Below are 23,868 nucleotides of genomic sequence, written 5' to 3'. Positions count from 1 at the left end.
AATCGGCCCGCAGCTTCTTCCCCGAAACTCGGCCGCCTGCCCACGGGTGGGCGGCCCTTCTTGGCGTTATCCGCCTCGTCGGACTGCAATTAGTTCGTGATTCTGGCGTTTGAATTGACTTTGAACGCGGCCGGCTGATTCGTAGGCTGTGATCTAGCTATGGCTGCGCTGCCGGATACGAGTCCGTTCCTGTTCATCCGCCGTTTCGTGCGCGGCGAGTATTCGCTCGCCGTGTCCTATTGCACCGTCGGCCTGATCGTCTATCTGACCATCGGCGTCCTGCTCGCCGGCGTCTCCTTCCTGATGCACCGGCAGGCCTTCAATCCCTACGAGGTCGTGGGCGCACTGATCGCGATCTGGAGCGCGATCATCATCGGCCAACTCTTCCAGTCCATCGGCGTCTGGCGGTCCGCCTCGCGCCACCGGCGGGTGGCGATCGCGGCCGGCCGGGTCGGCCTGTGGGGCATGGTGGCCCAGGCAGTGATCATCCTGAGCGGCATCGGCATCGGCTATGCCTTCGTCAAGCAGGGCATGCCGCAGCTGGTCGAAAGCTGGCGGATGGCGTTCGAAGGCGATCCGGACATTCCGGCCTACGCCATCCGGATCATGCGCGACGGCACGGAGGCCGAGATCACCGGCGGCTTCAAGTACGGCCTCTCGCACGACGCAGCAAAGATATTCGCGACCGCCCCGAACCTGAGGATCGTGCATCTCAACAGCGGCGGAGGCCGGCTGGGCGAAGCGATCGAGCTGGCCAAGCTGATCCGGGCCCGTGGTCTCGCAACCTATACATCTGCCTCCTGCGCGTCGGCCTGCACCATCGCCTTCGTCGCCGGCCGCGAACGCTATCTGAAGAGCGGGGCGCGTATCGGTTTCCATCGGGCGATCTTCGCCGGCGTCGAACGGACCAACGAGATGCGCGGACTGCTGCGGGCCGCCAACGTCGAATATACCTTCATCGAGCGCGCCATGGCGCAGCCGGCCTATTCGATCTGGTATCCGACCGAGCAGGAACTCAGGGCCGCCAACGTGGTCGTGACCTCGGTCGACCCCTATCGCTACGCTGCCTCGGGGCTCGGCGCGAAGCCGACGCTGGCCGACTTCAAGTCGGCGCTGCGCCGCGGCCCGCTCTTTGCCGCGCTGGAGGCTACCGACCGGCAGGGCTTCGAGGACAGCGCCGAGCTTTACCAGCGCCGCTATTTCGAAGGCATGCCGGACGGGCGCATCGCCGACGAGATCCGCCTGAAGAAGATCGGCCCGGTGGTCCGCATGAAGCTGGTAACGGCTCCGGACGAGCTGCTGATCGACTATGCCCGCCTGATGGCCGACCAGTTCGCCGCCCTCGATGAACGCGACGCCGATGCCTGCTTCGACTTCGCGACGCGATCGGGCAGCAACGCCGCCGCCCTGTTGCCCGCGGAATTGCGGCAGCGCGAGGAGGAGCTGTCGATCCGCGTGTTGGAGGCCAGGACCTCGCGAGAGCCGCCGACCGCGGCAGAGCTGAACGCCGCGACCCTCAGCCTCTCGCAGGCGATGATCGACCGCTATGGAGCGGAGAAAGTGCGTTTGCTGATCGATCCCGCCAGGGTCCTGCCCGCCGAGCACGCCCTGTTCTGCGCGCTTTCGGCTGCCATGTTCCGCACCATCGCCGACCTGCCGCCGGCGGAGGCAGGGACGGAGATGAGCAGCATCTTCAGCGCCATGGCCAAGACGACATCAGGCAAATAGCGAGTTCTCGGAGCGCGGGCTCATCCCGGGCCCGTTCCCAGGAGCGCCTGAACGGCGTTCATGCCGCCGCCGACATCGATCTGGCTGGCCGTCTTCGCACCATGCACGAGCGCCATGGTCTTTTGCATCTGCGCCTCCTGGGCTTGCGCCTGCTGACGGGCCTGGCGAGCCGCCATGGCCTGGCGCAGATCGACCAGCACGCTCGCCGGCACGCCGGTCATGTCGGCGTAGGCGTCCATGGTCCCGTCGGCATCGAGGCGGTCGAGCGCCTCCGGCTTCACCGCGCCGATCTGCGCGCCGAACTGCCAGAATCGCTCGATGGCGCTCGTAGCCGCCGCCTTCTGCGCCGAGGCCAGCATCGAGATGAATTCGACCTGGACCCCGGCCGCGGCGACGGCGGGAGGCGGTTCCGGCAGCATCCGGTTGCGGTTCATGATGGCAAAGACCCGGCTCACCAGCGGGTCGAGCAGCTCGTCGTGCAGCCGCTCCAGCACCGGACCGAGCATCAGCATCTTTTCTTCGTGACGCTCGTCGATCTCGCGCGCCGTGATCTCGCGGCGGTCGCTCTCGGCCATCATCAGGAACAGGTCGGCATAGAACGCCTGTTTGATGCGATTCTGCGTCTCGGCAATGTCGGCGCCGAGATGGCTGAGATCGACGCGCACCTCGATGGCCGGCCGGAAGGTCTGCCCGGATGGATCGGCGACATAGGTGATGCCACCCGGCAGGAGCGTCGCCGGTTCGTTGCGCAGGGACGGCGGCCCGACCATCGGCGGTTTCACCTGCTTGTCGATGGCTTCGACCTTGCGCCGCTGCTGGACTTGCAACTGCTGCGCGTCGCCGAGAGCGATCCAACCGGGACCGCTGCCCCAGGTATCCGACCCTGTCACGTCCCAGCGCGGCGCCATGCAGGGGAATTCCGAATAGCCCGACACACGCAACAGGGACTTCTCGCCCTGCTGGCCGCGCTCGAACCAGACTGACCGGAACGGCAGGCGGTTGGCCACAGTGCCGTTCCAGAGGTTGGCGCCGCCGCGCACTTCCGGCGGCTGGGCATTGGGATTGGGCTCGATGGCATGAACGATCTCGTATTCGAGATCGAGCTGGCCGTTGTCGTAGTTGGCCCGAATCCCCGCCGACACGGCATCGCGGCCGAACGTGTCGACGATCTGGCGCACGGTCCACCACATGGTGCGGTAGAGCGTGTCGACGGCCAGCCGGCGCGACGAGGCCAACCAGTATTCACCCGAGGTCAGCGTGTAGCCGCGCACCACGTCTTCATCGTCCTCGTCGACCCACAGCGCGGCGGTGCCGAACACGCCGAGCTCGCCGTAGAGCGTGTGCAGGCAGTTGTAGAGGTTCGACTTGGCGAAGACGTGCAGCATGCGCTTCTGCACCTCGTCCAGCCATGCCCGCGCACCCGGCGCGTCGTTGGCCCGGTCATCGACCAGCCGCAGCCGGAACCAGGGACGGGCCGGCGAGGAGATACCGGCCATCATGCCCGAGGCCATCACCCGTGCCGCCAGCAGAGGCGTATTGTCGATCAGCCGCTGGTCCTTGCGTCGGCCGCGGGCGAAGTCGTTGGCCGAGACCAGGAAGCGCCCCCGTCTCGGCGCGAAATGCTGGGCGAGATCCTTCCATGTCGACCAGTAACTGGTGCGTTCGCGGTCGAGCGCGGCCAGGCGGTTGATGAAGTAGGTGCGAAGCCAGGGATCACGGTCGTCGTTCATGGCCAGCGCCTCCTACTGCCCCAACAGGGTCTTCAGGCTGGTGTTGGCAGCGCCGAGCACGCCTTGCGGCGTGGTGGCGATGGTCGAGCCGAAGCCGCTGGCGGCCTTGGCCCGACTCATCGCATCGGCTGCAGCCTGGCTGACCGCCGGATCGGCAGTGGTCGGCGGCGACGGAGGTGGGGCCGGCAAAGGCGGCACGTAGGGCGCGGAAGGTGACGAAAAGATTCCCATGGCGACGACAATAAGCTCGACGATGTTCGAGCGACGATTCCGGTCGTCAATGAACAGCGGCGCTCGCGATAGCACCGCCTCCGCAGACAATGTCCTTTCAGGTCGTAAGGAGTTGCCTTTGTCACAGGCTGCGCCTGGCCCGCTTCAGAACGAGTTTAAGTGCCAAGCATCATCGATGCTTATCCGGATCGCATTTGAGCGACGCCTCGTCGCTTTCCATATGGTGGTACTTTCGCTTAGGATTCTACTTCGAACGTTCAATCGTCTGCCGTGGGAAGCAACGATGAGCTGGGTGTGGAACGGCAGGATGTCAGCGACTGCCGCCGAGATAGCTGCGCTATCGCGGCGTGCCTTGTTGCGGGCATCTGCGGTTGCAGGTGGCATCGCGGCGCTCGGCAGCCTTCCCGAGCGCCGGTCTTTCGCCCAGATCCGCACCGAACCTCGTGGACCTCAAGAAGCGGACTTCGTCTTTCGCGGCGGAGCGATCTTCACCGCCGAGGGCAAGCCAGCCGAGGCCGTCGCGGTCCGCAACGGCACCATAAGCTACGTGGGCAGTGCCGTGGGCGCCGACGATCTTGTCGGACGGTCGACGCGGACGATCGATCTCGACGGCAAGCTGCTACTTCCCGGCTTCGTCGAAGGGCAGATCCACCCCATCCTGGGGGCGGCCCTGGTCCAAGGCGTCAACGTGCAATATGCGACGCGCCAGGAGACTCTCGACGCCCTCAAGGCCTGGCGCGACAGGGTCGGCAGCGTCGGTTCAGTCCGTGGATATGGCTGGTGCTACAGCGCCTTTGGACCCTACGGTCCGTCGAAATCCGATCTGGATCCGCTTTGGCCCGATACGCCCGTGGTTCTGCTGTCCGTCGACATGCGTGCCGCCTGGGCCAATTCGACGGCACTCGAGCGGGCCGGCATCGTGCGCGGCGTCCACGATCCGATTCCCGGCCTCAGTTTTTTCCAGCGCGACGCCGGCAGTGGCGAACCAACCGGATACGTGATCGGCCTGCCCGCGGTGCTGCAGCTCGTGCGGGCAGCCATGCCGATCGATTCCAGGACGATCGCCGCGGCTCTCGAGGGCTGGCTGGCACGCGCCGCCGCCGAAGGGATCACCAGCCTGTTCGACGCCGGCATCGAGGTCGTCAGCGACAAGGAGGGCCTGTCCTTCTACGAATCGCTGGAACAGACCGGTCGACTCCCCTGCCGCATCGTCGCCTGTCATCTGTTCAACCATCCCGAGATCGATCCCATGCCAAAGGTGCGGCAGTTGCGCGATCGCTCCCGCACCGGCCTGGTGCGCGCCGGGGCACTGAAGATCGCGCTCGACGGGACCGAGTCGCATTACACCGCCGCGCTGCTCGAACCCTATGCCGACTGGCCTTCCGCCCGCGGAGGCCTGGTGATCAATGCAAGCCTGTTGCGCGACACGGTCATGCGCGCCGATGCCGAGGGTTTCGATGTCGTCATCAAGACCACCGGCGATCGGGCCGTCCGCATCGCGCTCGACGCGATCGAGGCGGCGGCGCGAGCCAATGGCAGGCGCGGGCGTCGCCATGCGCTCACTCATCTCGGCCTGATCGCGGACGAGGATCTGCCGCGCTTCGCCCAACTCGACGTGATTGCGCAGTTCTGCGCTCAATCCGCCGTGCCGGATGCCCATTGGCAGAAGATCACCCTGGCTCGGCTTGGCCCGGAAAGAGCCGGCAACGGCTATCGCCTCGCGAGTCTGCTCCGCGACGGCACCACCGTGGCGTTCGGCACGGACTGGCCGATGGCCCCGCACGGCGTCAGCTTCCGACCGCTCGACGCCATCGAGGTCGCGGTGACGCGGCGCCAGATCGGCCAACCGCAGGAAACGGCGCTGTCTCCCGCCGACGAGGCCCTTACGCTCGAGCAGGCGGTCATCGCCAATACCCTGGGCGCCGCCCGATTGCTGAGACTCGACGACCAGGTGGGATCGATCGCCGTCGGCAAGCGGGCCGACCTCGTCGTTCTCGATCGCGATATCTTCAAGATGGCGCCGCACCAGATACACGAAGCCAAGGTGCTGATGACCCTGATGAACGGTGCCGTGCGCTACGAACGCGCATCGGCGCTGACGCTGCCGGTCCCCTTGCCGGACGTCGCCGCTCCCGTCGCGCTTACGCCCTCCCGCCCCTGATCCGGCTGGCGCGCTCCCTCACCAGGGAGCGATCGGCGGATCGCGATCCAGCGGCTGGCCGGCCAGCAGGCGGCGGATCGCTTCCAGCCGGTTGAGGTAGGAACTCTGGTAGCCCGCCACCATCGAACTCGAGTCGGCGGACGCCCGCGTGATCTCGTAGAGGCCCCAGACATCGCCATCGAGCCGCTGCAGGAAAGTCGCCACCTGCAGGGCGGCCGGCTCGAACAGCGTGACGATGGCAACGCGGATGGGCGTGACGTTCTCGGTTTCCAAGACCAGACGATCGGCGCTGTGTTCCAGCACGCGCAGGCGATAGACGGCGCGACCGGCCATCTCGGCATCTTCGGCATAGTAGAAGTCGCGGCCCGGTTGCAGCGCGGTCACCGGCGGATCGGGCTGGCGCAACTTGCCGTCCGGCCCCTCCACCGACCAGGCCGCAAGGGCCATCGGGCGCCACTCCCGCCGGGTGATGGCCCAGAACTTGATGGCCGGATAGTCGGACACCGCCGCCAGCGGTGCGGCAAGCTCGTCCAGGGAGCGGGTCGAATGAAAGCGCGCGGCAAGGGCGGCTACGAGCCGGCTGTCCCCTCCCCAGCCCATGCACGACGGCACCTGCCAGCCAAGCTTGTGCAGATCGACATTGCGCCAGGTGGCCACCAGAGGCTTGCCATCCACCGCGCCATAGGGCGGATAGACGGGCAGGCTGCCGCACGGCGGCTGCGGGCCCACGGCAGGTTGGGCGAGCGCCGGCAGAGCCAGACCGCAGAGCAGAGCAAGGAGCGGAAGGCGCAACATCATGGTTCGACACCGCCAACGGTAGCCGTTCAGACCGCATACTCGGAATGACAAACGCTTGATCGAGCCCATTGTTCGCCACATGCGCGGCCGGCGGCGATGGCGTAAGGAGGGACGGTTCGCAGAGGAGTTGCAATGAGTTCAGCCGTTGCCGATCCCAGGATCGTGTCCATCGCAAGCCGTGATCTGCGCGCCGAGATTTCCGAACTCGGCGCCGAGCTGGTCCGATTGCAGGATGGCGACGGGCGCGAGCTCCTGTGGAACGGCGATCCGGCTTATTGGACGGGACACGCGCCGCTGCTCTTCCCCATCGTCGGCAGCGTCAAGGGCGACGTCATCCGCGTGCACGGCAAGACCTATCCTCTGCAACGACATGGCTTTGCCCGCCGCTCGCGTTTCCAGTGCCTCGCCTCGACGGCATCGCGATGCCAGTGGCGGCTCGCGTCGAGCAGCGAGACCCGCGCCCAGTACCCATTCAACTTCACGCTCGACGTCGTCTACGAGATCGTCGGACCGCGCCTCGAGATCGTGGCGACCGCGACCAACACCGGCAGTGAACGCATGCCCGTCTCGTTCGGTTTCCATCCCGCCTTCCACTGGCCTCTGCCCTATGGGCGGCCACGCGAGGAGCATGCGATCCGTTTCGAGATGCCGGAGCCGCTCGCTGTCCGGCGGCTGGAGAATGGATTGCTGGCGCCGCATCTCTTTGCGTCGCCGGTCCATGACCACACCCTGGCCTTGGCCGACGATCTGTTCCGCGATGACGCCTTGATCTTCGACCGGCTGGCAAGCCGCAAGGTCACCTACGGCGCGGCGACAGGGGGAGCGGCGATGGGCCCGCAGCTGGAAGTCGCCTTTCCCGACATGCCGCATCTCGGCATCTGGTCGAAACCCGGCGCCGGCTTCGTCTGCATCGAGCCCTGGCATGGCTTTGCCAGCCCGACGGACTTCGACGACGAATTGCGCACCAAGCCGGGCATGGCGATCTTGCCCCCTGGGGACGCACAGGCGTTCGAGATGAAGATAACGCTGCGCCGCTGACGCGAAAGCAGCGAGGTCGTCAGTTCACGACCGATGGATCGGCGCGGTCGGGATCGAGCGCACTGCCCGGTTCGATTGCCTTCAGCCCGACGATCAGGCTGCTGCCGGCGAGGCCGACCACGAAGGCGCTGCCGCCCGAGAAGGAAGGCCCGCCGCCCTGAACCTCGATGTCGATCACCCGATATTTGTGCCCCAGGTATCGGACAGAGCGCCCGGGCGCCGGCCCCACGCCCTTGTCGAAGCCGAGCTCGGTCGAGGCGAGATGAAGATCGGCCGTCAACGGTTCGGCTGCATCGGCTGCCGCCGGCGACGAGTCGGACTGGAAGGGCATCACGAAAGAAGGAGGCAGGGAGGGCGCGCGGCAAGGTGCCAACAGCAATCCTCCCGTCCAAGTGCCGGCCGCGGCGGCTTCGGAAATCGGTGCGCATGCAACCAGCGCCTCGATCTCCTGACCGAAGACCGGCGCAGCGAGAAGCATAAGACAGCTCGCCGCCACAAGGCCGATCCCCCGGCAACACTCCATCGAAATTTCTCCCCCAACCGAGGTGGCGCATCGGTCGAAGACCGAACTCATACGCACCCTCCATGCAAGCAACTAACATGGCGCGCCGCGAGTCGTCCATGCAACTGACATCACGGAAACAAAAATGTTGGACTCATAATTGTTTTTGCAGTGATGAGCGGTCCTGGATGCGCCAGGCGTTCCGTGGAAATGATCGCATCGTAATCCGGTGGTGCGTCCCAACTGATTATTGGACATCGCATAGAAAAAACATATCGCGCGACACACTTGCATATATTGGCGCGCCGGCACCGGTTTGCCGATAATGCCGCCATGACCGATACCCTGGTCCCGCTGATCTGCGATCTTCTGGAATGGCTCGACCGACAGCCGCGTACTTATGCCGAAGTGATGGACGGCTGGCGGACGTCCTGCCCACGCCTGCCGGTGTGGGAGGAAGCGACAGACAAGGGCTACGTCAAACGCGAGGGACAACTCGTCCTGGTGACGAACCGCGGCCGGGTTTTCCTGGAGCATAGCCGCTAACGCGGATTACCGGCCTTCGACTAAAGTATGACTCCGCTGATCAAAATATTCCGGAAAAAATCCTCTCCCATTATCAGTTGTTAATGAATCGCGGCTGCCGTGCATTTTTTTCTTGATCTGCCTCAAGGTCGAACGGCAGAGGTAGCGGCATAATGTTTCATTATGAAAGCCACGATCATCTATCGATGCCCCAATACCGGCCGCCATGTGGAAGCGTCGATCGAGGCGGTTGTCGACGATATGCGCTGGCACGAGCCGCATTTCTGTCCGGCATGCTGGAAAATCCATCTGATCAATAGGGCTACCGGGAAGTTGCTGCTGGAGAGACAGGCGGCCCCAAGCGTTCCCGCCCATTGATCTGCGAGCGATCACGCCCCGTAACCCACCCGTGCATCAGGACACCGGAGAACAATACTCGTAATGACGACCACGGTATCCCTTTCGGAACTGGCGGCTGCGATGCGCGCCTCGAACTCCCTGCTCCTGGATCTTTTGACGGAGACGCCGGTCGGCGAGGATCTTCTCGATCGCCTGATCGTATCCGCAGTCGGGCAATCCAACACCGCGACGCTCAGCGCCGATCCGGAATTCCTGCGCAGCTACGGCACCCTTGACGCACTGTTGCCGGACGAGGCGCGCAAGCCAGTCACCATCAGTGCCGTCGCCAACATGATCTGCATTCCGTTCGAAACGGTGCGCCGTCGCATCCAGCAACTTGCGGCTAACGGCATTTGCGTGATCGGACCGAATGGCGTGGTCGTCCCGACGCAGGTGCTCGCGCGCGAAGAATACAAGAGCGCCATGCTTCGGACCTGGGAACTGGCTCAGGTGCTCTATAATCGTCTCCGCGATAATCTTTGCCTGACCGAGCTCTATGCCGACAAGGTGCCGCCCTATGAGGGCGCACCGCTGATCCGCGCGGTTGCACATGTCGCCTATGGGCACTTGCTGCGCATGACGTCCGCGTTCGTGCGCACGTCGGGCGATCTGACAATGGCGATGATCCTGCTCGCGGTTCAACGCGAGAATTCGGAGCACACCGCGACACTGCCGTCGGCCGCCATCGGTCCCGGCATCATGCCCGACGAGTTGAGGGTTCCGGTGAATGCCGCGACCATCGCCGAGATCCTCGGCCTCGGCGAATCGACGGTCAGTCGCCGCCTGACGCGCCTCGTGCGCGACGGGCGCTGCCTCAAGCGGAAAGGCGGCGTGATCGTTGCCTCAGCCTATGTCGCGCGGCCAGAGATCATGGCGCTGCTCGAGCTCAATCACGGCAGCCTGCTGCGGATGTTCGAACCGCTGCGGCAACTGGGGATCCTGAGCGCCTGGGATCATACGCACCTGCAGCAGCCCGTCTCGGCGACCGCGATCGCCTGATCGTCAGTCTTCGGCCGCCTGCGCGCGTTTGCCGGAGATATCCAGCCTCTGCTGATCCGCAAGCAAGCGCTCGAGCACGAGACGCTTGCTCTGATCGCGCTCCTTCTCGATGGCTTCCTGCAAAAGCTTGATGTTCCGTCGTCGGATGAAGTCCTGCATGTCCATCCCTCGTGCACTGACTCGTGACACAAGACTTGCCGTTCAACCGAGAACCGAAGTCTAACAACGTCCTGCTGCCGAAAAAAGACTGCCGCCGCCGAGGCACGCGGTGTCGGAGGCGAGCCTTGGCGCTGAAGGTGGCCATGGCGACGTGCACCATCAACACGTTGCGGACAGCGCTTCGCCGCCCACAAGCCGTGCGACCGGACAGGACCGGATCCTACGGGCATCGCAATCAGCTATGCGTATTTCGGTGCATCGCCGTGTCTTGCCGATCGCTAGCGAAACGGCGGAAAGCCCGCCGCCATCAGCACGATCGCAGCCACGATCAGCGCCGCGATCGCCAGGCCCGTCCAGCGCAGGAGGCCGGCCAGCGTGCCGCGACTGCGCACTGCCGCGGGGTTCGTCGGAGCCCTCACCGGACCGGCGTCGCGGCCGATCCGCCGCTGCTCGCTGCGCATCGCCGCGAAGGCATCGGCGGGCGTGGGCGTGCCGGCCGCTTCCTCGTCCGTGCCGAAGGCGGCGAGGCCTGGGTCGGGCGTGGCGACCTTGTCGCCAGCGAGGCCGCGATCGATGTCGGCCTTGACCTCGGACGACGTGGCTCCCGAGAAGGAAGGCGATGCGGCAGACGTCGAAGATCGATGATCCATGCCCCAACCAACCCTGCGAACCAGGCCGGGTTGCAGAGCCCCTGACCGCCGTCCGGAGCCGTACGGAGCCGTACGGACTGCCATCGTTCCGTGTCGCTGATGTTGCAGGGGCGGCCTGCCGCAACTTTGTCACGGGCTATTGACCGGCATCGCTGCTACCCAAAGCGCTGCACCACAACATTGTTTTTCGCGCGAGCGATGACCCCTCCGGACGAGATGAGGCAGAGTCCGAGCGCCACCGACTTCGGCGCCCTGCTGCCGGGACAAGCTGTTGGCCGTTTCACCATCGAAGCGCTGCTCGGACTGGGAGCGTTCGGTGCGACCTATCGTGCCCGCGACATGCGTCTGGGATGCGAGGTCACGATCCGCGAATTCCTGCCGCCCGCGCTGGCGACGCGGCGCGAGGATGGCGCCATCATCACCGATGCGAGCCGACTGTCCGAAGAATTTGCGCGTGGACGCAGACACTTCCTCAATGGCGGGCGCATCCTCGCCGCGCTGCGCGCGCCCTGCATCGTGCGCGTCCTCGAATGCCTGGAGACCAACGGAACGGCCTATATCGTCACGGAACGGCTGGCCGGCACCACCCTGGCGACGCGGCTCGAGACGCAAGGCGTCCTGGTTCCGGCCGATATCGATCATCTTCTGTGGCCGCTCCTCGAAGGGCTCGAGCTGGTGCATAGCCGCGGCTTCTTCCACGGCGACATCAATCCCCGAAACATCGTGCTCGATGCCGAAGGCCGGCCGACATTGATCGATTTCGGCGCTGCCGGTTCGATAACGAACCCGGCCGACGCCTCCGCCTTCACGGCGCCGGAGCAAATCGGCACCGGCGCGACGGTGCCGGCGCACATGACGCCAGGTAAGCAGGGACCCTGGACGGACATCTATGGCCTGGCCGCCACTTTCTATTACACGCTCACCGGCGCACCGCCTCCCAAAGCGCGCGAACGGCTGTTCGAGGATCACTATCAGCCCTTGATGCGGCTGAGGCCCGCCGGCTTCCGGCCATCGATGCTGGCAGGTATCGACAGGGGGTTGGGCTTGCACCTGCGCGATCGTCCGCAATCGATCGCGCAGTGGCGGTCGATCCTGTGGCAAACGACTCGCGTGGTGCCGGCGGCGCCCGCGGAGCCGCCGCCCATGCTGCCGCCGCGTCTGCCGCCCCGCCCCCAAACCACCGAGACCGCCACGTGGCAGACACGGCGCTTTGCCTCCCCGGCCGCGCCGCCTGCGCCGGAACCGCCGCCGATCGTGGTCGAAAAGATCCCGCCGCATCCCGTTGCCTCGCCGGCATCGGACGCCGCCGCCTCTCCCGCTCCGGAGCGCGCCGCTACCGCCGCGACGGAGCCAGGGCCTTCCCCACGCCGGTCACGCGGCCTGCTGGCCACGGTGGCGGTGGCCTCCGTCCTGGCGGCGGGTGCATTCGCCTATATCGTCTTCGGCATGCCGTCCTCGCCGATTACCCACGCCACCGTGGCGCCGGCGAAGACGGAAAGCGCCGACCAGGCGCAGGCGGCGCAGGAGGCACGCCGCAAGGCCGAGGCCGAGGCTGCCGCACGCCGTGAAGAAGAGGCGCGCCAGAAGCAGGTCGAGGCCGAGCAGGCAGCACTTCGTCAACAGAAGGAAGAGGAAGCGCGCCGGCAGGCCGAAGCCGACGCCCGGCGGCAGGCCGAGCTGGCCGATCCCAAACTCGCCCAGGCCAACGAAAGCGCTCTCAAGCTCACACAGACCGATCGGCAGCAGCTGCAAGCGGCGCTGGCGGCGCAAGGCTTCGACCCCCAGGGAATCGACGGCGTCTTCGGACCGCGGACGCGCCAGGCCATCGCGGCCTGGCAGAAGAACCGCAACGAACCCTCGACAGGTTTCCTGAGCGACGCGCAGAAGCAGGCATTGCTGACCTCGGCGCCGAGCACCAATACGGCAGCCACGCCAGCAGCCACGACGGCGCCCGCCGCGGCGCCGACGGCGGCGGCCAATCCCTTCGATGGCACCTATGCCGGCACGGCGGAGCTGCCGACCGGCACCCAGCCGGTCAGCCTGCGCCTGGTCGACGGCAAAGGATCGGCGCAATGGAAGACGGAGAGCTGCGGCGCGGCCGACGTCACCCTCTCGGTGTCGCCCGACGGCGCGGCGGCGCTCGACTTCAAGGGCTTCACGCCGCAATGCCAGCCCATGAGCCGGCACTTTGACGGGCGCATCCAGAGCAACACGGTCCAGTTCACCCTGCCTGGCGACAACGGTCCCAGCGGCGGCCTGACGCTGACGCGACAGGAGTAGAGCCCACGAGGCGAGGCCGGCGCCTCGGAGGCGACAACCGTCGCCTCGCCGCCCGCACGGCGATCTGCGACCCTGGCGCTTCCGACACGGCGTAGAGGTGCTCCATGCTCGAGGCGGCGACCTGGCTGCTTGCCTTCCAACTGGCCGGCGAAGCGGCGGCGCGTCTGTTCCAACTGCCGGTTCCCGGTCCCGTCATCGGCATGGTGATGCTGGCGATCGCGCTCATGGCCTATCCGGCGCTGGCGGACCGGCTGCGCGGCGTGGTCGACGGCCTGCTGTCCAATCTCGGCCTGCTGTTCGTGCCGGCCGGTGTCGGCGTCTCGCTGCATCTCGGCCTGCTCGAACGGGAGTGGCTGCCGATCACCGTCGCGCTGCTGGTCAGCACCGTGGCCGGCATTCTGGTGACGGCCTTTCTCATGCGCCTGCTGATGCCGGCGGAGGACAGGCGATGAGCGAGCCCTTCTACAAGCTCTGGGTCTATCTCGCCGCCGGCCCGCTGGTATGGCTCACCGCGACGCTGATCGCCTATCAGATCGGCCGCTACCTGCAGGCGCGCACGCGCGGCAACCCGGCCGCCAATCCGGTGCTGATCGCCGTGATCCTGCTCGTGCTCCTGCTGGCGCGCACCGACGTGCCCTATGCGCAGTATTTCGCCGGCGCCCAGTTCGTCCACTTCCTGCTGGGCACGGCCACGGTCGCGCTCGGCCTGCCGCTGTGGCGCGAGGCGGCGATGCTGCGGCGCCATATCGGCCCGCTGCTGCTGTCGATTGCGGGCGGCTCGGTGACCGCGGCGGGAACGGCGGTCGTGGTGGCCTGGGCGCTGGGGGCGTCGCGCGCGACATTGCTGTCGCTGGCGCCCAAGTCGGTGACCACGCCGATCGCCATGGGCATCACCGAGAAGCTCGGTGGCATTCCCTCGCTGACCGCCGTGCTGGTGATCCTGACCGGCGTGCTGGGCGCCATCATCGCCACCTGGGTCCTCGATACCGCCGGCATCAGGGACTGGCGCGCCCGCGGTCTCGCCGCCGGCACGGTCGCGCATGGCATCGGCACCGCCCGCGCCTATCAGGTCAATCCGACCGCCGGCGCCTATGCCGGCCTGGCCATGGGCGTGAACGGTCTGCTGACCGCGATCGTGCTGCCCTACGCCGCGCGCTGGCTGTAGGTCGGGTCCGCGCGACGGACATTTCGGAGCCGCCCTCTTCAAGGGAAGGTTGCATTGCATCACGGTATGCAAGCGTACCGAATGGTGGACACACCATGGACACGCCGCGGTTCCACCAGCGGTGGTAAGCAGATCGTGCGGGGGACACGACAGTTGAAGAGGCGGCCCTTCGATGAGCTACGCCCCTTACCACTGGCACGTCGAATCGGTCTGGGCCGGTCGAACGCCGAACGCTGCCGCGATGGCCCGAGCGCCCGGCATCAGCGCCGCCGACATGGCGCTGATCTGCCTGTTCCTGCTGGGCCTCTACACCAACTATACAATCTGGCTTTCGACCAAGGTGCCCTTCCCGTCGGCACCCGCGGGCATCGCCGGCGTGATCCTGCTGTGGCGGCGGCGCGACGCAATCACACCGCGCGCCTTCGGCACGCTGATCGGTGTGATGTTCCTCTATGTCGTCTCGATCCTGTGCGCGCCCAACCTGACGTTCCTGTCGCGGCGGCTGAACGGGCTGATCCAGCTCACCTATTCCATCGTCATCGGCTACGCGCTGTTCCTCACCGTGATCCAGGCGCGCCGCAGCCAGATCACCGGCCTGTTCCTCGGCATCTCGCTGTTCATCGTCGTCGGCTGCCTGCTCGAGACCTATGGCGGCTTGCGGCCGATCAGCGATTCGGTGCGGCAGGTGATCTACAATCGCGGCGTCTACGAGAACGATCTGCGCGACATGCTGCTGTACCATCGCGTGCGGCCGAAATTCTTCGCCTCCGAACCGGCCAGCGTCACCTTCTGCTACACGCTCTTCACCTTCGTCTGGTTCGTGGTCAGCCGCTGGCGCTTCAAGCTGCTGCTCTATGTGGTGCTGGTCGCGGTCGGCATCTTCGCGATGCCGGGACCGACGTTGCTGCTGCTGCTGGCGCTGATCCTGCCCTACATGCTGTTCCTGGCCAGCCGCCAGAACGGCAGGCTCAACGTCGCCAAGCTCCTCAAAGTGGCCATCGTCTCGGTGTTCTTCCTGGCCGCCTTCTTCGTGCTCGCCCAGACCGTCTTCTCCGAACGCTTCAAGCAGGCGCAATCGGGCAACGACCCGAGCTTCTTCTATCGCGTGCGCGGCCCGGCCATCGCCGCCAAGGAGATCGTGCGTGACTTCCCGCTACAGGGCGCCGGCCTCACCGGCGAACCCTTCATCGAGCAGCGCGTGGTCAACATCTACGTCCAGTCGCCGGCCTATTCGGTCGGCTGGCAGGTCGTGTCGCCGGCGACGGAACTGCTGATCAACTATTTCTGGCTGCACTGGATCTATCTCGGCGCCGGCTTCGGCGTGCTGATCGGCGCTGCCCTGACGCGCTGGTTCTTCGTCATCGGCATTCCCAGCGCCGCCTTCTGCTGGATGACATGGGCGATCCTGGGCCAGGCCTCGGGCGCCTATGTCGGCCCGACCTGCTGGGCGGTGCTCTTCCTCTCCGGTGCCGCGGCGGTCCTGCACGAGCGCGCGCCCGATCCGGCCGAGGATCGCCGCCGCTATAGCACCAGCTCGCAGGATCTGATCGCCCGGGTGCAGAACATCCAGCACGGGCCGCAGCTCGAGCAGGCCCGATGAACGGCCCGCGGGACCTGCCTCAGGGCGACCGGGCCCGAACCTCCTGCGTGACGTCCTCGACGTAATGCAGAAGCGCGCCCAGTCGGCCCTCGCCATCGAGCATCGGCGAGTTGGTCGGCCGCCAGTGGCGTTCGACGAAGGTCCCGGTTCCGTCACGGACGTCGTAGCGCTGGATCGGCATGACGTGCGGGCGACGCGTCTGGGCGGCGGTTCGCAGCGAGGCATAGAGATTGGCCACGCCATCGGCCATCGGATCGGCGGGATTGTCCGGGAAGACTTCGAACAGCGGACGGCCCCGCATCTCGCTGCGCACGGTCATGGTCGCGGTCGCGTAGGCGTCACTGGCATCGAGGATGGGCAGGCCCGGTCCCGGATCGAGCAGCAGATAGAGCTTGCCCGACGGCGCATATCGCTGCTCGAACTCGGCGATGCATCGGGCGGCTTCGGCGGAAAAGGTCCGCGAGCGAAAGGCAGCCTGTGGCTCCACGCCTTCCGTCGTGGCATCCATCATCGCCAGGTCGCGCTCGGCAGCGATCAGCAGCCTGGCCATGGTCTGCCGCTTGGCCGCATCGGTCTCCCGGCCAAGCAGTTCCTGATAGCGCTGGATATTCCGCCGCAAAACGAACCGCTGCATTGCGCTATTGTCTCATTCGCAATCGCGAGGTCAATAATTTCAAACACATACTCAAATGTGCGCAAATAATGCCGCATAGCTGCCATTTAATTTTACATTATTTACACAAAGATTCTGGATTGAAGATCGGGCGGCCTACAGCGCGATGACTTTTCATGGAATCAAGCCGTCGCCCTGACGCATGCGCTGCCATGCTACGAGCGTCAGGGCGACGGCCGAAGTAAAAGTCATCGCGCTTTATTGGGCGGTATAGCCGCCGTCGATCACCAGCTCCGTGCCGGTCACGAACTTCGACTCGTTCGAGGCCAGATAGAGGACGCCGTAGGCGATGTCCTCCGGTTCGCCGACATGGCCGATGGGATGCATCGCATCCAGCGCCGCCCGGCCCTGGTCGACGTTGCCGGCCTGCTGGAGATAGCCCTCCACCATCGGCGTCCAGATGTAGCCGGGATGGATGGAGTTGACGCGGATGCCGAGCCGCTGCCGGGCGCAATAGAGCGCCACCGACTTGGTATAGAGCCGGACACCGCCCTTCGACGCATTGTAGGCGCCGAGATTGGGATCGCCGACCAGGCCCTCGATCGAGGACAGGTTGATGATCGAGCCGCCCATGGGCGGATGCTTCTTCATGGTCAGGATGGCGTGCTTGGTGCCGAGGAACACGCCATCGAGATTGACGCTCATCAGGAAGCGCCATTGCTCCAGCGTCTGCTCCTCCGGCGGACCGCCCAGGCCGACGCCGGCATTGTTGACCAGCACGTCGAGCCTGCCGAACTCGGCGACCGTCCGCTCCATCGCGCTCTTCCAGCTCTCCTCGCTGGTGACGTCGTGATGGAGATAGATCGCCTTGCCGTCGGTGGCGTTGATGCTGTCGGCGACGGCCTTGCCCTCGGCATCCTTCAGGTCGGTGACGACCACTGCCGCGCCCTCTCGCGCCAGCATGTGCGCCGACGCCGCGCCCAGGCCCAGCGCACCGCCCGTCACCATCGCCACCTTGCCGCGAACCCGATCCATCCGATGCTGCTCCCTGTGCCGGTTCACCATCGCGCCTGCGCGGATGGTGTCGCTACTTGCCGTGGCCGTTCCCGTTCCCCGCATCCGCCGGATGGCTGGCGGTGCTGGAGGTGTAGCGCGGATCGAGTTCCAGCCACATCGCGTTCAGGATGGCGAAGGTACAGGCAAGGCCCAATCCGAGCACCCAGGCGAAGTACCACATGGTCGTCTCCTCAATAGGCCTGATGATTGCGTCCGATCGTCTGCGCCGTCACCTTGCCACGCAGCACGCGATAGACCCAGGCGGTATAGGCCAGCACGATCGGCAGGAAGATCACCGTCGCCACCAGCATGATGAACAGCGTCATGTGGCTCGACGAGGAATCCCACACGATCAGGCTCGAGCGCGGATCGGTCGACGATGGCAGGATGAACGGGAACATCGCCAGGCCCGGCGTGGCGATGATGCCGGCGATCGACAGCGCGCTCGCCCAGAAGGCGCGGATCGACATGCGGCGGATCAGCGTGACGATGGCAAGCAGGGCGCCCAGCACGCCCAGCACCGGTGCGAGCAGCGTCCACGGCAGGAGCCGGTAATTGGCGAACCAGGCGCCGGCCACGACCTCGACCGTCTTGCGCACCGGGTTGGACGGTCCGGCATGATCGACCGTGCCGACGACGGCATAGCCCTTGATCGAGGCGTAGACCCAGAGGCCCGCGGCCACGAACAGCACGATGGTGGCGAGGTTCAGCACGATGCCGGCAGTCTTCGCCCGGGCCGCCAGCGCACCCTCGGTCTTCATGCAGATATAGGTGGCGCCATGGGCGGCGAGCATGGCGACGCTCACCAGGCCGCACAGGATCGCGAAGGGATTGAGCAGGCCGAAAAAGCCGCCGGTATAGATGGCCCGCAGGTCCTCATCGAAATGGAACGGCACGCCCTGCAGCAGGTTGCCGAACGCGACGCCGAACACCAGCGACGGCACGAAACCGCCCACGAACAGCGCCACGTCCCAGCAGGCGCGCCAGGTATCGTTGTCGACCTTGCCGCGAAACTTGAACGCCACCGGCCGCAGGATCAGCGCCAGCAGGACCAGGAACATGGCGATGTAGAAGCCGGAGAAGGACGCGGCGTAAAGCGGCGGCCAGGCCGCGAAGGCCGCGCCGCCGCCCAGGATGAACCACACCTGGTTGCCTTCCCATACCGGCCCGATCGAGTTGATCATCAGCCGGCGCTCGAGATTGGTCCGGCCGATGAAGGGCAGCAGGATCGCAGTGCCGAGATCGAAGCCATCGAAGACGGCGAAGCCGATCAGCAGGATACCCAGCAGCGCCCACCACAGGACCCGCAGCATTTCGTAATCGAGAGGGATCGACATCGGCTCACTCCCTCGGCAGGTCGGCATGCAGGGTGGAAGGATCGACCGCGGCGCCGCCCGGGGGCGCGAACCGCGTGGCCACGTCCGGTATCTCCCAGCTCTCGCTCGGTCCGAGACGGATGTATTTCAGCATCAGGTAGAGTTCGACCACCAGCAGCGACGTATAGAAGACGACGAAGCCCGACAGGCTGAGCCACACGTCGTGAGCGGCGATCGGCGAGGTGGCGAGGAAGGTCGGCAGCACGCCCTCGATGATCCATGGCTGGCGTCCGTACTCGGCCACGATCCATCCCACCTCGGCCGCGATCCAGGGCAGCGGCAGCGACAGCAGCGCGACGTAGAGCAACCATCGCCGCTGGTCGAGCTGGCGCTTGGCCGAGACGTAGAACGTGACCGCGAACAGGGCGATGAAGAAGAAGCCGAGCCCGACCATGACGCGGAACGACCAGAACAGCACCGGCACGTTGGGCACCGTGTCCCAGGCCGCGCGCTCGATGTCGGCATCGGTCGCCTTGGCGGGATCGGCGACATAGCGCTTCAGCAGCATCGCATAGCCGAGATCGTCCTGGCGCTCGGCGATGATCTTGCGCGCCGCCTCGTCCTTGGGATTGGCCCGCAACGTCTGCACCGCGGTGTAGCCTTCGAGACCGGTGCGGATCTTTGCCTTGGCCTCGTCGACGAGCTGGAACAGGCCCGGGATCACCGTGTCGATCGAGCGCGTCGCGAGCAGGCCCAGCGCATAGGGAATGTGGATCGCGAAGTAGGTCTTGCGCTCCTCGAGGCTCGGGATGCCGAACAGCGTGAAGGAGGCCGGCGCCGGCTCGGTGTGCCACATGGCCTCCATCGCCGCGATCTTGGTCTTCTGGTTCTGCGTCGCCGTGTAGCCGCTCTCGTCACCCAGCACGACGACCGACAGCGCCGAGGCGAGGCCGAACGAGGCCGCCACCGTCATCGAGCGCTTGGCGATCTCGCGATGCCGGCCGTTCAGAAGATAGAAGGCGCTGATCGCCAGCACGAAGATCGAGCCCGTGACGTAGCCCGCGCTCACCGTATGGACGAACTTCGACTGCGCCACCGGGTTGAACAGCACCTCGAAGAAGTCCGTCACCTCCATGCGCATCGTGTCGGGATTGAAGCGGCTGCCGACGGGATGCTGCATCCAGGCATTGGCGATCAGGATCCACAGCGCCGACAGGTTCGAGCCCAGCGCCACACACCAGGTGACGGCGAGATGGCCTGGCTTGCTGAGGCGGTCCCAGCCAAAGAAGAACAAGCCGATGAAGGTCGCCTCGAGGAAGAAGGCCATCAGCCCCTCGATGGCCAGCGGCGCCCCGAACACGTCGCCGACGTAATGGGAGTAATAGGACCAGTTGGTGCCGAACTGGAACTCCATGGTGATGCCGGTGGCGACGCCCATGGCGAAGTTGATGCCGAACAGGATGCCCCAGAACATCGTCATGTCGCGCCAGATGCGGCGCCCGGTCATGACATAGACGCTCTCCATGATCGCCAGCAGCAGCGACAGGCCGAGCGTGAGCGGCACGAACAGGAAGTGATAGAGGGCCGTCAGCGCGAATTGCAGCCGCGACAGGGTAACGACGTCGATATCGGGCATCACTGACCTCGGATCGAGAAGAGTTGGACAGCAATGTCGGGAAGCAAGGGCTTCGTCGCAAAGAACGCGAAGTACAACGCCACCAGCAGCGCGACCTTCGCTGCCAGGGCGATGGAGATGTCACGCAAAAGCCAACGATCCGACCTTCGCATCCCGCCTCCATACACTTCGTCTCTGCAAGCAACGCCACATTCCGCCATCCATCGCTCACAGTCCAGTTGTGAATACGCACAGGAGGAAGGGCTTTTTGTCCTAGAGCAGCGCGCCAGTTGCGACGCAGAATCATCTCCATCGTTGCGCACCGAGTCGTGTGACGCATCGATGAAGAGACACGCCTCGTCTCTCGCTACATATCCGCCAGCACATCGTAGTCCGTGATGCATCGTCCGGGCCGTGCGTAACGACCGCCGCCGCTGGGCGCGGCCGGCTGCGCGAAAGTGAGGACGAAGGCATCGGCGTCGTCGGGTGAATGACCGATACGCGCCTTCACCTGCTCCTTCGGTTCGAGCAGGAGTCGGTCGCCGCGAAAGCTGTAGGTCGTCTGGCTGAGGGCCGCGATCAGTTCCGGAACGTCGGGCAGCGCCCCGCCCGCCTTGATCCATTCGACGGCTTCGAAATACATCTCGGTGCGCTTGTTGTCGTAGCGCGGATCGTTGGGGCGGCTGGCGAAGCCGATGCCGATCGGCTGCCGGCCGAGACGACGAAGATTGTCGATCCACGACGCGCCCCAGCCGCCGGTGTCGTCGATGAACACCGCGTCGGCGCGCCAGTCCTGCCATTTGCGCGCCACGGCGCCCGCGCCCTGCGTGCCATCGATGTTGCGAAAGCGTTGCGGCGCGAAGGCGGCGAGGCCCTGGCGCGGGAAGATCACCGAGGCATCGTCGCCGAAGCGCGCGACATCCACGCCCAGCACGCGAGCCGCCGCGCCATATTCCTCCGGTCGATAGAAGCGACGGGTCGCGGCGCGGCATTCGTCCGGGCCGATCAGCGTGTTGAGCGAGCCCGGCGGAAACTTGCCGAACACGTTCACCAGCACCCACGGATTGTCGCGGCCGTATTTCTGGATCTGCTCGCGCGCCCACTCCGCCTTCACGCGCGTGCTGCGTTTGGGATCGTCGGGATCGGCGGAGATCTCCGTCACGTGCCACAGCGCCCGCTCCGTCGTGCAGGCACGCCACAGCGGACCTTCGAGATGGGTCGGATTGCCGGCCTGTACGATGTGGCCTTCCTGACAGGAGGACAGCGCCGCTTCGGCCGAGGCCATCACCGCATCGGGAATGGCGCCGCTTTCGTCGATCACGAACAACACGTGATCGGCGTGCAATCCCGCCAGAGTCTGCCCCTGCTGTTGCGCGTCGGCGCTCTTGGTCCAGGTGCGGGCGCTCATCCACCAGGTCTCGGGATGCTGGCGCGCGAAGATGCGCGTCCGGGTCCATTCGAAGGCATGCCGCAAGAGAGGCGCACGCTGGCGCCACTTCGCCATCTCGGACCACAGATTGTCGGCGAGGTTATCGGCGGTGACGGAGGTGGCCGCCACCTTGGGATGCTGGCGCGTGAGCAGGAAGTTCCAGGCCAGCCACGCCTCGACCGCGGTCTTGCCCGGCCCCTTGCAGGCCTTCATCGCCAGGCGCGGCCGGTGCGGAAAGGCCTCCAGCACCTCGTCTTGCCAGGGATCGGGCGTGATCCCGAACACTTCGCGGACGAACAGGGACGGCGATTGGCGCCAGCGGTGGAGTCTTTCAGCGGCAGGCAACATGGCCGAAGGATAAAGCCGCGGCATGGGCAGGACCGATTCCGGTCGCCAATGCCCGACGACCGTCATGCGCAGGCCGACGGGTCGTCCTGCCCCCTACTCTCTTCTACTTATATCTAGTGGCGACGGCGGGATTGCTTGCGGTCGAGCGAGACCATGCGCGCGAAGTGCCAGTCGAAGGCGGTATCGAAGGCCGACTGCAGGGCTTCCTTGCTCATGCCGTCCGTGAACGCCACGGTCACCAATGCCAGCAGCAGGACGCCATGCATGGAGCCGGCATCGCTGCCGAAATATTTCAGGTACTTCGGATCGGCCACCTCGGTCAGCAGCTCGACCCGCTTGTAGAAGCTGGTCCGCTCGGCCGGATCCTCGAACAGTCGGCCGGCGGCGACCCAAGCCCGATTGAAGGGTGTATCCGGAAGCGGCACCACCTCGCCGGTCCCCGGATCGCTGTAGGCCGTCGCCAGATCCGGCATCGGATCGCCGTCGAGCGGTGCCTCGCCGTTGGAACCGGCGATCAACAGGGCGTAGGCCTGCCTGAACTTACCCACAGCCAGCGGCACATATTCGCCCAGTTGCGCCGTCACCGAGAGGTCGGCAGATAAGGAAGGTATCGTTTCGAAACTGTCTCCGGAACGGGCCCCGCCTGGCGTCACCGAAGCAAGCCCTGGAGAAGGAGCCGGACTGGTTTCGAACCGATTGCACAACGCCTGATATCGGCTCTCTAGGCGGCCCTGCATTTTCTCGAAATTCTCCAGCCGCTGAACGGCCGTGTGGGTCAGTCGGCTCTGTTGCTGCAGCCGAGCAACCAACGCGCGCTGCCGCTGCAGGCGCTCAGCCCCTTTGAGGAGGCGCCTTTTATAGGACTCTAGCTGCTCCCGACTCTCGCTCATTCAGCACTTCCGTGACCCAAAGCGACGAGAGCGTGTCGCCCCGCAATTGTGAAAGCATAGCTGGTACAACCGCGGCCTGCCAACACGCTGTGTGCGCTTGCGTGCATTACCCATTGTAAGAAATATCAAGAGATGGAGTGCGGCAGCGTATCCGGGATGATCGCGATGATGGAGGGACCGAATACCCATTTTGGGTATTCACCCACAGACGCGGAACCGCAACTGTGCCGATAACGGGGCGATACCACCATCCCGGGTGGGGAAATTAGGGGCGAAAGGGCCTCGGCCGGGCAGTTGTTGCATTAGAGCAACGCTAGGGCTGGAAATAACATTTCCGGATTTTGAAGGACGCCAAATTCACGCGGGATGTCCTATACTCGCCGCGCAATGGCGGGGGACACCCCTCTCCCGCGGATCTCAACGACGGGGAGATGAAATGAGAAAGCTTTTGTTGACCACCGCTTTGGTAGCAGCACTTCCGGTGGCCGCCCAAGCGCAGAAGATGAACCCGCAGCCGAACTTCTATTTCGGGGCTGAGGGCGGACTGAACTGGATGCTGAACACCACGGTGACGGCATACAACCTGCCCGGCCAGCCGACCTACAACGTCAGCCCGACCACCGGTTTCGCCGTTGG

24 protein-coding genes are annotated in these 23,868 nt (G+C 65.5%); 10 read left to right on the top strand and 14 right to left on the bottom strand.

Features of this window, described 5'->3' with window-relative positions; all coding sequences use genetic code 11:
• Nucleotides 1–159 precede the first annotated feature (159 nt).
• Nucleotides 160–1,728, top strand: coding sequence for a COG3904 family protein (locus B5D62_RS29565; RefSeq protein ID WP_085937689.1), 1,569 nt, complete (start codon nt 160–162; stop codon nt 1,726–1,728).
• 20 nt (nt 1,729–1,748) lie between these two features.
• Here the strand turns inward: B5D62_RS29565 and B5D62_RS29560 are convergent, their stop codons facing one another.
• Nucleotides 1,749–3,458, bottom strand: a complete 1,710-nt coding sequence (locus tag B5D62_RS29560; protein WP_085937688.1) for a portal protein — start codon at nt 3,456–3,458, stop codon at nt 1,749–1,751.
• Nucleotides 3,459–3,470: 12 nt separating this feature from the next.
• Complete coding sequence (locus B5D62_RS29555) at nt 3,471–3,779, bottom strand: hypothetical protein (RefSeq protein ID WP_170921216.1); 309 nt, start codon at nt 3,777–3,779, stop codon at nt 3,471–3,473.
• A 217-nt stretch (nt 3,780–3,996) separates the two neighbouring features.
• Between B5D62_RS29555 and B5D62_RS29550 the strand changes: the two genes are divergently transcribed.
• On the top strand, nt 3,997–5,850 hold the full coding sequence (locus B5D62_RS29550; protein WP_170921215.1) for an amidohydrolase: 1,854 nt from the start codon (nt 3,997–3,999) through the stop codon (nt 5,848–5,850).
• Between the two features lie 18 nt (nt 5,851–5,868).
• Here B5D62_RS29550 and B5D62_RS29545 read toward each other — a convergent pair whose 3' ends face one another.
• Nucleotides 5,869–6,648 carry a DUF6675 family protein gene (locus B5D62_RS29545; protein WP_085937685.1) on the bottom strand — a complete coding sequence of 260 codons (780 nt, stop codon included), beginning with the start codon at nt 6,646–6,648 and terminating at the stop codon, nt 5,869–5,871.
• Nucleotides 6,649–6,780: 132 nt separating this feature from the next.
• Between B5D62_RS29545 and B5D62_RS29540 the strand changes: the two genes are divergently transcribed.
• Nucleotides 6,781–7,686: an aldose 1-epimerase family protein gene (locus B5D62_RS29540; RefSeq protein ID WP_085937684.1), complete on the top strand. Its 906-nt coding sequence runs from the start codon at nt 6,781–6,783 to the stop codon at nt 7,684–7,686.
• 19 nt (nt 7,687–7,705) lie between these two features.
• On the opposite strand, the gene B5D62_RS29535 is transcribed toward B5D62_RS29540, so the two are convergent.
• Nucleotides 7,706–8,164 (bottom strand): hypothetical protein, encoded by a 459-nt coding sequence (locus B5D62_RS29535; protein WP_085937683.1) that lies wholly within the window; start codon nt 8,162–8,164, stop codon nt 7,706–7,708.
• Nucleotides 8,165–8,521: 357 nt separating this feature from the next.
• Here B5D62_RS29535 and B5D62_RS29530 point away from each other — a divergent pair, with 357 nt between their 5' ends.
• Nucleotides 8,522–8,734 (top strand): hypothetical protein, encoded by a 213-nt coding sequence (locus B5D62_RS29530; RefSeq protein ID WP_085937682.1) that lies wholly within the window; start codon nt 8,522–8,524, stop codon nt 8,732–8,734.
• Between the two features lie 6 nt (nt 8,735–8,740).
• Here B5D62_RS29530 and B5D62_RS33595 read toward each other — a convergent pair whose 3' ends face one another.
• The gene (locus B5D62_RS33595; protein ID WP_170921214.1) at nt 8,741–9,106 is read right to left on the bottom strand and encodes a hypothetical protein; all 366 of its coding nucleotides are present in this window, start codon (nt 9,104–9,106) and stop codon (nt 8,741–8,743) included.
• A 48-nt stretch (nt 9,107–9,154) separates the two neighbouring features.
• Here B5D62_RS33595 and B5D62_RS29520 point away from each other — a divergent pair, with 48 nt between their 5' ends.
• Nucleotides 9,155–10,111 carry a helix-turn-helix domain-containing protein gene (locus tag B5D62_RS29520; RefSeq protein ID WP_085937680.1) on the top strand — a complete coding sequence of 319 codons (957 nt, stop codon included), beginning with the start codon at nt 9,155–9,157 and terminating at the stop codon, nt 10,109–10,111.
• Nucleotides 10,112–10,114: 3 nt separating this feature from the next.
• Here the strand turns inward: B5D62_RS29520 and B5D62_RS33590 are convergent, their stop codons facing one another.
• Both B5D62_RS33590 and B5D62_RS29515 read right to left on the bottom strand, forming a co-directional pair.
• Entirely contained in the window at nt 10,115–10,276 is a 162-nt protein-coding gene (locus B5D62_RS33590) for a hypothetical protein (protein ID WP_170921213.1), read from the bottom strand.
• 272 nt (nt 10,277–10,548) lie between these two features.
• Complete coding sequence (locus tag B5D62_RS29515) at nt 10,549–10,920, bottom strand: hypothetical protein (protein ID WP_085937679.1); 372 nt, start codon at nt 10,918–10,920, stop codon at nt 10,549–10,551.
• 216 nt (nt 10,921–11,136) lie between these two features.
• Between B5D62_RS29515 and B5D62_RS29510 the strand changes: the two genes are divergently transcribed.
• The 4 genes from B5D62_RS29510 to B5D62_RS29495 all read left to right on the top strand — a co-directional run bounded on the left by B5D62_RS29510 (nt 11,137) and on the right by B5D62_RS29495 (nt 15,965).
• Entirely contained in the window at nt 11,137–13,200 is a 2,064-nt protein-coding gene (locus B5D62_RS29510) for a protein kinase domain-containing protein (RefSeq protein ID WP_170921212.1), read from the top strand.
• Nucleotides 13,201–13,304: 104 nt separating this feature from the next.
• Nucleotides 13,305–13,652 (top strand): CidA/LrgA family protein, encoded by a 348-nt coding sequence (locus B5D62_RS29505; RefSeq protein WP_085937677.1) that lies wholly within the window; start codon nt 13,305–13,307, stop codon nt 13,650–13,652.
• On the top strand, nt 13,649–14,365 hold the full coding sequence (locus tag B5D62_RS29500; protein ID WP_085937676.1) for an LrgB family protein: 717 nt from the start codon (nt 13,649–13,651) through the stop codon (nt 14,363–14,365). The genes B5D62_RS29505 and B5D62_RS29500 overlap by 4 nt, the downstream gene beginning before the upstream one ends.
• Before the next feature lie 172 nt (nt 14,366–14,537).
• Nucleotides 14,538–15,965, top strand: coding sequence for a hypothetical protein (locus tag B5D62_RS29495; protein ID WP_085937675.1), 1,428 nt, complete (start codon nt 14,538–14,540; stop codon nt 15,963–15,965).
• 19 nt (nt 15,966–15,984) lie between these two features.
• Here the strand turns inward: B5D62_RS29495 and B5D62_RS29490 are convergent, their stop codons facing one another.
• From B5D62_RS29490 to B5D62_RS29460, 7 genes are all read right to left on the bottom strand, one after another.
• The gene (locus B5D62_RS29490; RefSeq protein WP_085937674.1) at nt 15,985–16,599 is read right to left on the bottom strand and encodes a PAS domain-containing protein; all 615 of its coding nucleotides are present in this window, start codon (nt 16,597–16,599) and stop codon (nt 15,985–15,987) included.
• 237 nt (nt 16,600–16,836) lie between these two features.
• On the bottom strand, nt 16,837–17,613 hold the full coding sequence (locus B5D62_RS29485) for a glucose 1-dehydrogenase (RefSeq protein ID WP_085937673.1): 777 nt from the start codon (nt 17,611–17,613) through the stop codon (nt 16,837–16,839).
• Nucleotides 17,614–17,665: 52 nt separating this feature from the next.
• Nucleotides 17,666–17,815 carry a cytochrome bd-I oxidase subunit CydX gene (gene cydX / locus B5D62_RS29480; RefSeq protein WP_085937672.1) on the bottom strand — a complete coding sequence of 50 codons (150 nt, stop codon included), beginning with the start codon at nt 17,813–17,815 and terminating at the stop codon, nt 17,666–17,668.
• Nucleotides 17,816–17,825: 10 nt separating this feature from the next.
• Nucleotides 17,826–18,971 (bottom strand): cytochrome d ubiquinol oxidase subunit II, encoded by a 1,146-nt coding sequence (gene cydB / locus B5D62_RS29475; RefSeq protein ID WP_218191378.1) that lies wholly within the window; start codon nt 18,969–18,971, stop codon nt 17,826–17,828.
• Nucleotides 18,972–18,975: 4 nt separating this feature from the next.
• The gene (locus B5D62_RS29470) at nt 18,976–20,586 is read right to left on the bottom strand and encodes a cytochrome ubiquinol oxidase subunit I (RefSeq protein WP_085937671.1); all 1,611 of its coding nucleotides are present in this window, start codon (nt 20,584–20,586) and stop codon (nt 18,976–18,978) included.
• Between the two features lie 346 nt (nt 20,587–20,932).
• Entirely contained in the window at nt 20,933–22,408 is a 1,476-nt protein-coding gene (locus B5D62_RS29465) for a hypothetical protein (RefSeq protein ID WP_085937670.1), read from the bottom strand.
• Nucleotides 22,409–22,455: 47 nt separating this feature from the next.
• Nucleotides 22,456–22,926 carry a hypothetical protein gene (locus tag B5D62_RS29460; protein ID WP_085937669.1) on the bottom strand — a complete coding sequence of 157 codons (471 nt, stop codon included), beginning with the start codon at nt 22,924–22,926 and terminating at the stop codon, nt 22,456–22,458.
• A 742-nt stretch (nt 22,927–23,668) separates the two neighbouring features.
• Between B5D62_RS29460 and B5D62_RS29455 the strand changes: the two genes are divergently transcribed.
• A partial coding sequence (locus B5D62_RS29455) for a hypothetical protein (protein ID WP_231714988.1) occupies nt 23,669–23,868 on the top strand: 200 nt, incomplete at its 3' end.

Origin of the sequence: Enhydrobacter aerosaccus (assembly GCF_900167455.1) — a bacterium.
In the GTDB taxonomy this organism is placed as follows: Bacteria; Pseudomonadota; Alphaproteobacteria; order Reyranellales; family Reyranellaceae; genus Reyranella; species Reyranella aerosaccus.
This window is presented reverse-complemented; position numbering and strand designations above follow the sequence as displayed.